General features: G+C 70.5%; 7 protein-coding genes. 5 read left to right on the top strand and 2 right to left on the bottom strand.

Annotated features, from left to right (window positions below; all coding sequences use genetic code 11):
- Positions 1–171: 171 nt before the first annotated feature.
- Positions 172–363, bottom strand: coding sequence for a 50S ribosomal protein L28 (gene rpmB, locus AB0N89_RS40895; protein ID WP_007031450.1), 192 nt, complete (start codon positions 361–363; stop codon positions 172–174).
- Between the two features lie 133 nt (positions 364–496).
- On the opposite strand from rpmB, the gene AB0N89_RS40890 reads away from it, so the two are divergent.
- The 5 genes from AB0N89_RS40890 (at position 497) to AB0N89_RS40870 (ending at position 5,324) form a co-directional block, all read left to right on the top strand.
- Complete coding sequence (locus AB0N89_RS40890; RefSeq protein ID WP_364217104.1) at positions 497–2,080, top strand: DAK2 domain-containing protein; 1,584 nt, start codon at positions 497–499, stop codon at positions 2,078–2,080.
- A gap of 4 nt (positions 2,081–2,084) precedes the next feature.
- On the top strand, positions 2,085–4,238 hold the full coding sequence (recG, locus tag AB0N89_RS40885) for an ATP-dependent DNA helicase RecG (protein WP_364217101.1): 2,154 nt from the start codon (positions 2,085–2,087) through the stop codon (positions 4,236–4,238).
- An 83-nt stretch (positions 4,239–4,321) separates the two neighbouring features.
- Positions 4,322–4,594 (top strand): hypothetical protein, encoded by a 273-nt coding sequence (locus AB0N89_RS40880; RefSeq protein ID WP_364217098.1) that lies wholly within the window; start codon positions 4,322–4,324, stop codon positions 4,592–4,594.
- Positions 4,591–4,818: a hypothetical protein gene (locus AB0N89_RS40875; RefSeq protein WP_364217095.1), complete on the top strand. Its 228-nt coding sequence runs from the start codon at positions 4,591–4,593 to the stop codon at positions 4,816–4,818. Before AB0N89_RS40880 ends, AB0N89_RS40875 begins: the two co-directional genes overlap by 4 nt.
- Before the next feature lie 2 nt (positions 4,819–4,820).
- Complete coding sequence (locus AB0N89_RS40870; RefSeq protein WP_364217092.1) at positions 4,821–5,324, top strand: GNAT family N-acetyltransferase; 504 nt, start codon at positions 4,821–4,823, stop codon at positions 5,322–5,324.
- Here AB0N89_RS40870 and AB0N89_RS40865 read toward each other — a convergent pair.
- Positions 5,314–5,721: a hypothetical protein gene (locus tag AB0N89_RS40865; protein WP_364217089.1), complete on the bottom strand. Its 408-nt coding sequence runs from the start codon at positions 5,719–5,721 to the stop codon at positions 5,314–5,316. The genes AB0N89_RS40870 and AB0N89_RS40865 overlap by 11 nt on opposite strands.
- Positions 5,722–5,981: the final 260 nt, after the last annotated feature.

The following is a 5,981-nucleotide window of genomic DNA, read 5'->3' as shown; positions in this document are numbered from 1 at the left end:
GGTGTGACTCCTGAGGCGATGCCGCTGTCCGTGAAGGCCTCCTTGAGGGACCCAGAGTCCCTCAAGGAGGCCTTCACGGACTTGGGTGGCCCTCCGGCACCCGGCCACCCACCGTGCGCAAAAAAATGGCGGGTGCTCCGAAGAGCACCCGCCATTCCCCAAAAACCCGGCTCAGCCGCGAACGACCTTGCCCGCCTTGATGCACGAGGTGCAGGCGTTCAGGCGCTTGCGCTGGGACAGACCGATCTTGGCGTGAACGGTCTGGATGTTCGGGTTCCACCGGCGGTTGGTACGCCGGTGGGAGTGCGAGACCGACTTGCCAAAGCCCGGTCCCTTGCCACAGACGTCGCACACGGCAGCCACGTCGAACTCCTCTGGATCTGGGACAAAGAATGATGCGCCCAGCATGCTGGGCAACTCGACCATAGTAACCAGTGGCTCCGAGCCCTCCGGCACCGGGTCGATACCCTCGCTGGAACAGGTAGGAGGTTACGGGGTGCGGGTGCTCGACGTGGCGGCGGTGTCGGCTTGGTCGGCGGCCTGTGTGCACAGCCTGGCGGTGCTGCGGCCGGCGATCGACGGCATCAACGTCTACCCGGTCGCCGACTCCGACACCGGCTCCAACCTGCTGTTCACCATGACAGCGGCCCGCGACGCGCTGGCGGAGGCCGAGCCCGGCACGACCGCGGAGGCGCTGGCGGTGTTCGCCAAGGGCGCGGTCGCGGCGGCCAAGGGCAACTCCGGGGTGATCATGTCGCAGGTCGTGCGTGGGATCGCCGAATCGGCGGCCGCCAGGGACCTCGACGGACCCGGGCTCGCGGAGGCGCTCGGCAGCGCGGACAGGGCCGCCACCGGCGCGGTGAGCCGTCCGGTCGCCGGGACCATCCTGACCGTGCTCCACACCGTCGCCGCGGCCGTCCGGGACGCGACGGGGTCGCTCGAAGAGGTGGCCGCCACGGCCGCGAGCGTCGCCGCCGAAGCGCTCGAAGAGACTCCGAAGCAGCTGCCCGTCCTGGCCGTGGCCGGGGTGGTCGACGCGGGCGCCCGCGGTCTGGTCGCGGTCCTCGACGCGCTGTCCGGCGTGATCTGCGGCGGTGCCACCGAGCCGGAGCACCCGCTCGAAGCGCATCAGCACCACACGGCCGACATGCCGACGGCCTGGGAGGTCATGTACCTGCTCGACGGCGTCGAGGAAGGCAGCCTGCCCGCGCTGCGCAAGACCCTCAGCGGCCTCGGCGACAGCGTCACGGTGGCCGGGGACGGCGCCGGCGCGTACGCCGTCCACGTGCACTGCGCGGACATCGGCGCGGCGCTGGAGGCCGGGATCGAGCTCGGGCGTCCCCGCAAGGTCCGGGTCGAGCCGCTGATCACGCCCACCCCGGTCGAGGTCGGCGGCGGGATCGACCGCTCGGTGGTCGCGGTGGTCCACGGCGGGCAGCTGGCCGAGCTCCTCCGCGCGGAGGGAGTCGCGGTGCTCTCGGTCCCGCAAGGGAGCGAGCCCACGGTCGAGGAGATGCTCGGCCTGATCAACGAGGCCGCCGGGCATCACGTCACCGTCCTGCCGGGCGGCCATCAGCTGACCGCGGCGGCCGACGCGGCGGCGGGGCACGCGATGGCCGCGGACCGCGACGTCGTCGTCATCCCGTGCGTTTCACCCGTCCAGGTGCTCGCCGCGCTGGCCGTCCACGACAAGGACCGCCGCACCAACGACGACGTGGTCGCGATGGCCGAAGCGGCCGCCGCCACCAGGCGTGGCGAACTGCGGATCGCGCAGGAGGAGTCGCTAACCTGGGTGGGCCGGGCGCAGGCCGGTGACGTCGTCGGTCTCGTCGACGGCGAGGTCGTGCTGATCGAGCCCGCGCCCGCTTCGGAGACGAGCCTGGTCGCGGCGGCGGTCGGCGTGCTGAACCGGATGCTGGCCCTCGGCGGCGAACTGGTCACCGTGCTGACCGGTGCCGACGTCCCGGTCCGGCTTCCCGGTGAGCTGGCAGACCGGCTCCGCGGGGAACATCCTGAGGTCGAAGTGACGAGCTACGCAGGCGGCCAGTCCGACGCCGTACTGCTGATGGGGGTGGAGTGACCGCATGACCAACCTGCGCGCGGACCTGAAACTGGTCGTGGGCGCGGCGACGGCGAAGGCACTCGCCAAGGGCCTCAAGATCGAGACGGTCAGCGACCTCCTGCGGCACTACCCCCGCCGCTACGCCGAGCGCGGGCAGCTCACCGACATCGCCGGACTCGAACTCGGTGAGCACGCCACCGTGATGGCGCGCATCGAACGCGTCAACAAGCGCCGGATGAAGGCGCGCAACGGCACCCTGCTCGAAATGGTGATCACCGACGGCAAACGCCGCCTGCAGTGCACCTTCTTCAACCAGGCCTGGCGCGAAAAGGAACTCGTGCCCGGCAAGAACGGCCTCTTCGCGGGCAAGGTCACCGCGTTCCGCGACGTCCTGCAGCTGGCGAACCCCGAGTACGAACTGTTCGACGCCGAGCGCCAGGCCGAGGCGATGGACGACTTCCTCGCCGAGATCATCCCGGTGTACCCCGCGGCGCAGGGGATCCCGACCTGGGTGATCGCCAAGAGCGTGCGCCAGGTGCTGGACGTGCTGGAGGTCGACGAGGACCCGATGCCGATGGAGCTGCTCGCCCAGTACGGCCTGCCCAGCCTGGAAAGCGCGCTCCGCGGCATCCACCGCCCGTCCGGCTGGGACGCGCTGAACTCCGCGCGCCGCCGTCTCAAATGGGATGAAGCCATGGCGGTGCAGCTGATTTTCGCGCAGCGCAGACATTCTCTCGTCTCCCGGCCCGCGAAAGCCTGCCCGCACACCGAGGGCGGCATCCTCGACGCCTTCGACAAGCGGCTCCCGTTCGCGCTGACGTCGGGACAGCGGGAGATCGGTGACGAGATCGCCCGGGACCTCTCCACCGAGCACCCGATGAACCGTCTGCTGCAGGGCGAGGTCGGTTCCGGAAAGACCGTGGTCGCGCTGCGCGCCATGCTGCAGGTCGTCGACTCCGGGCGGCAGGCGGCGATGCTCGCGCCGACGGAGGTCCTCGCCGCGCAGCACGCGCGCTCGCTGAGCGAAATGCTCGGTGACCTCGGGCAGGCGGGGCAGCTCGGCGGCGCGGAGAAGGCGACGCGCGTGACGCTGCTGACCGGTTCGATGGGCGCCAAGGAACGCAAGAAGGCGTTGCTGGAGACGGTCAGCGGCGAGGCCGGGATCGTCGTCGGCACGCACGCGCTCATCCAGGACACGGTGTCCTTCGCGGATCTCGGCCTGGTCGTGGTCGACGAGCAGCACCGCTTCGGCGTCGAACAGCGGGACGCGCTGCGCTCCCGCGGCTCCGACGACACCAGCCCCCACGTACTCGTCATGACGGCGACGCCCATCCCGCGCACGGTCGCGATGACCGTCTACGGCGATCTGGAGACCTCCGCGCTGCGCGTGATGCCGGTCGGCCGGTCGCCGATCAAGACGTCGGTGGTGCCGGTCGCGGAGCGGCCCGCGTGGCTGGACAGGGCGTGGCAGCGGGTCCGCGAGGAATGCGGCAAGGGGCATCAGGCGTACATCGTCTGCCCGCGCATCGGCGACGAACCGGCGTCGGACAAGGGCGACAAACGCCCGGCGCTCGCCGTCCTCGACGTGGCCCCCGAGCTGGCCGAAGGGCCGTTGAAGGGCCTGAAGATCGGCGCCCTGCACGGCCGGATGGCCGCCGACGACAAGGACGCCGTGATGCAGGCGTTCTCCAAGGGCGAGCTGGACGTGCTCGTCGCGACCACCGTGATCGAGGTCGGCGTGAACGTCCCGAACGCGACGGCGATGGTGATCATGGACGCCGACCGCTTCGGCATCAGCCAGCTGCACCAGCTGCGCGGCCGGGTCGGGCGGGGCAGCGTGCCGGGGCTTTGCCTGCTGGTCACCGAAACCCTGGACGGGACGGCCACCCGCGAGCGGCTCGCCGCCGTCGAGTCCACGACGGACGGGTTCGAACTGTCCAGAATGGACTTGGAGCTGCGCCGCGAGGGCGACATCCTCGGCGCCGCGCAGTCGGGGAAGAAGTCGACGCTGAAGCTGCTTTCCCTGCTGCAGGACGAGGAAGTCATCGCCGAGGCGAGGGCCCGCGCGTCCGAGATCGTGGAGAAGGACCCGGCACTGGGGAACTATCTGGGGCTGGCGCACATGATCGCCGACGTCGTCGACGAAGATCGCGTGGAGTACCTGGAAAAAAGCTGACGTGAACAGGTCTGCCCGATCGGACCTTGCCGCCGGGTGGGCCGCGGGGTTTCCTCGATCCGTACGGGCGAGGGAGGCCGGGGATGACGTCAGCGGTGCGGGTCCGGCTGGGCGAGGACGGGGCCGACGCCGAACGGGTCGAGCAGCTCGCCGGGTACCTCAGGGGAGAACTGTTCGAACGCGGGATCTCCGACGTCAAGGCGCTGCCCGCCGGCGAGGCGCCGCCGGGCTCGCGTGGATTCGACGCGACGACCGCGGGCGGACTGCTGGTCACGCTGGGGAAGCCCGCGGACGGCCTGCGTTCGGTGGTGGCGGCCGCGCGGACGAGGGCGCGATCTACCTCGTGGTCGGGATGATGCTCCTGATCGGGACCGTGCTCGGCGCGTTCCTGCGGCCCGCCGCGTTCCGACTCGCCTTCCACGGCGGAGTGGCCGGCGGCGGCATCGTCATGGTGTGCATGCTGCTCTACGCGATGCCGAGCAGTTCGCGGGTGACCGGTGCGGGCTGGGGGATCGCGCTGGCGATGATGCTCTGCCTCGCCGTCGTGACCGCTTCCGCCGCCCGCAAAGCGAAAGGCTGACGATGCCCATGATCCGGCCCGCGGTCGCCGAGGACGCCTGGGCCATCGCCGAAGTGAACGTCCGGTCGTGGCAGTCGGCGTACCAGGGCCTGCTGCCCGAGCTGTACCTGCGCGATCTCTCGGTCGAGGGCCGGGCCGGGCGCTGGCAGCGGATCCTCGCCGATCCCGCCAACCAGGGCGACGTCCTGGTCCTCGTCGAGGACGGCACGCTCCTCGGTTTCACCGCCGTCGACCGGGAACGCGGGGAACTGCGCGCGATCTACCTCGAACCGGCGCGCTGGGGCACGGGATTGGGCAGGCTGCTGCTCGACACCGCCGTCGCCACCCTGCGGGGTTCCGGACATCGCGAGGCGACGCTGTGGGTGCTCGACTCCAACGAACGCGCCCGGCGCTTCTACGCGGCCGCGGGATGGACGCCGGACGGCGCGGAGAAGACCGACACCATGCCCGGCGAAGACGTCCCGCTCCGCGAAGTGCGCTACCGGATCGACCTCGTCAGCGGGTGAACCAGGCGCGTTCCTCGGGCTTGGTGAGGACGACGATGATGCCGATGGCGATGCCCATCCCGATCAGCTGGGTGATCGCGCCACCGCTGATCAGGCCGATCACCCCCAGGACCACGGACAGTCCTTCGACGCCGATCACCGTGGGCCGCACCCAGGCCGAACCGCGGGAGATCCTGATCGCGCTCGCGATCAGCACGAGGGAGACCACGAAGCCGAGGATCGCCAGCGCCAGTGCGAGTCCCGCTTCCTCGTTGCCGTGGTCGAGTTCGTTGATCGCGAGGGCGGTCACGAGCGCGCTGGCGAGGAGGTTGAGGACCGCCTGTATCCACAGGAGGACGCGGACCGTCTTGAGCTGGCGCGGCATCTCCGGCGCCTTGTTCCGGACGTCCTCGGTCATGGCGGGTCTCCCTCTTTCGGTGCGGAGAGACCAGTGTGGGCCCGGAACTCGTTGCCGTTGAGGGTAAAACTGTCCTCAGCGCGTGACCAACCCCGTCGCGTTCAGAGGACTCAACACGGTTCGTCCGGGCGGCTCGCCGCGTCCCTCGGAGCTGAGTGGGCGGGTCGTTCCCCGCAGGGCGGAAGGCAGAGGTGTCGTGCCGGTCTCGGGTGTCGCGAAAGCCACTTTCGGGACACCAGGCGTCCCGAAAGTGGCTTTCG

This window comes from Amycolatopsis sp. NPDC089917, assembly GCF_040684635.1.
Taxonomy (GTDB): Bacteria; Actinomycetota; Actinomycetes; order Mycobacteriales; family Pseudonocardiaceae; genus Amycolatopsis.
Note: the sequence above shows the minus strand (reverse complement) of the source record. Positions and strands in the feature narration are given on the sequence as shown.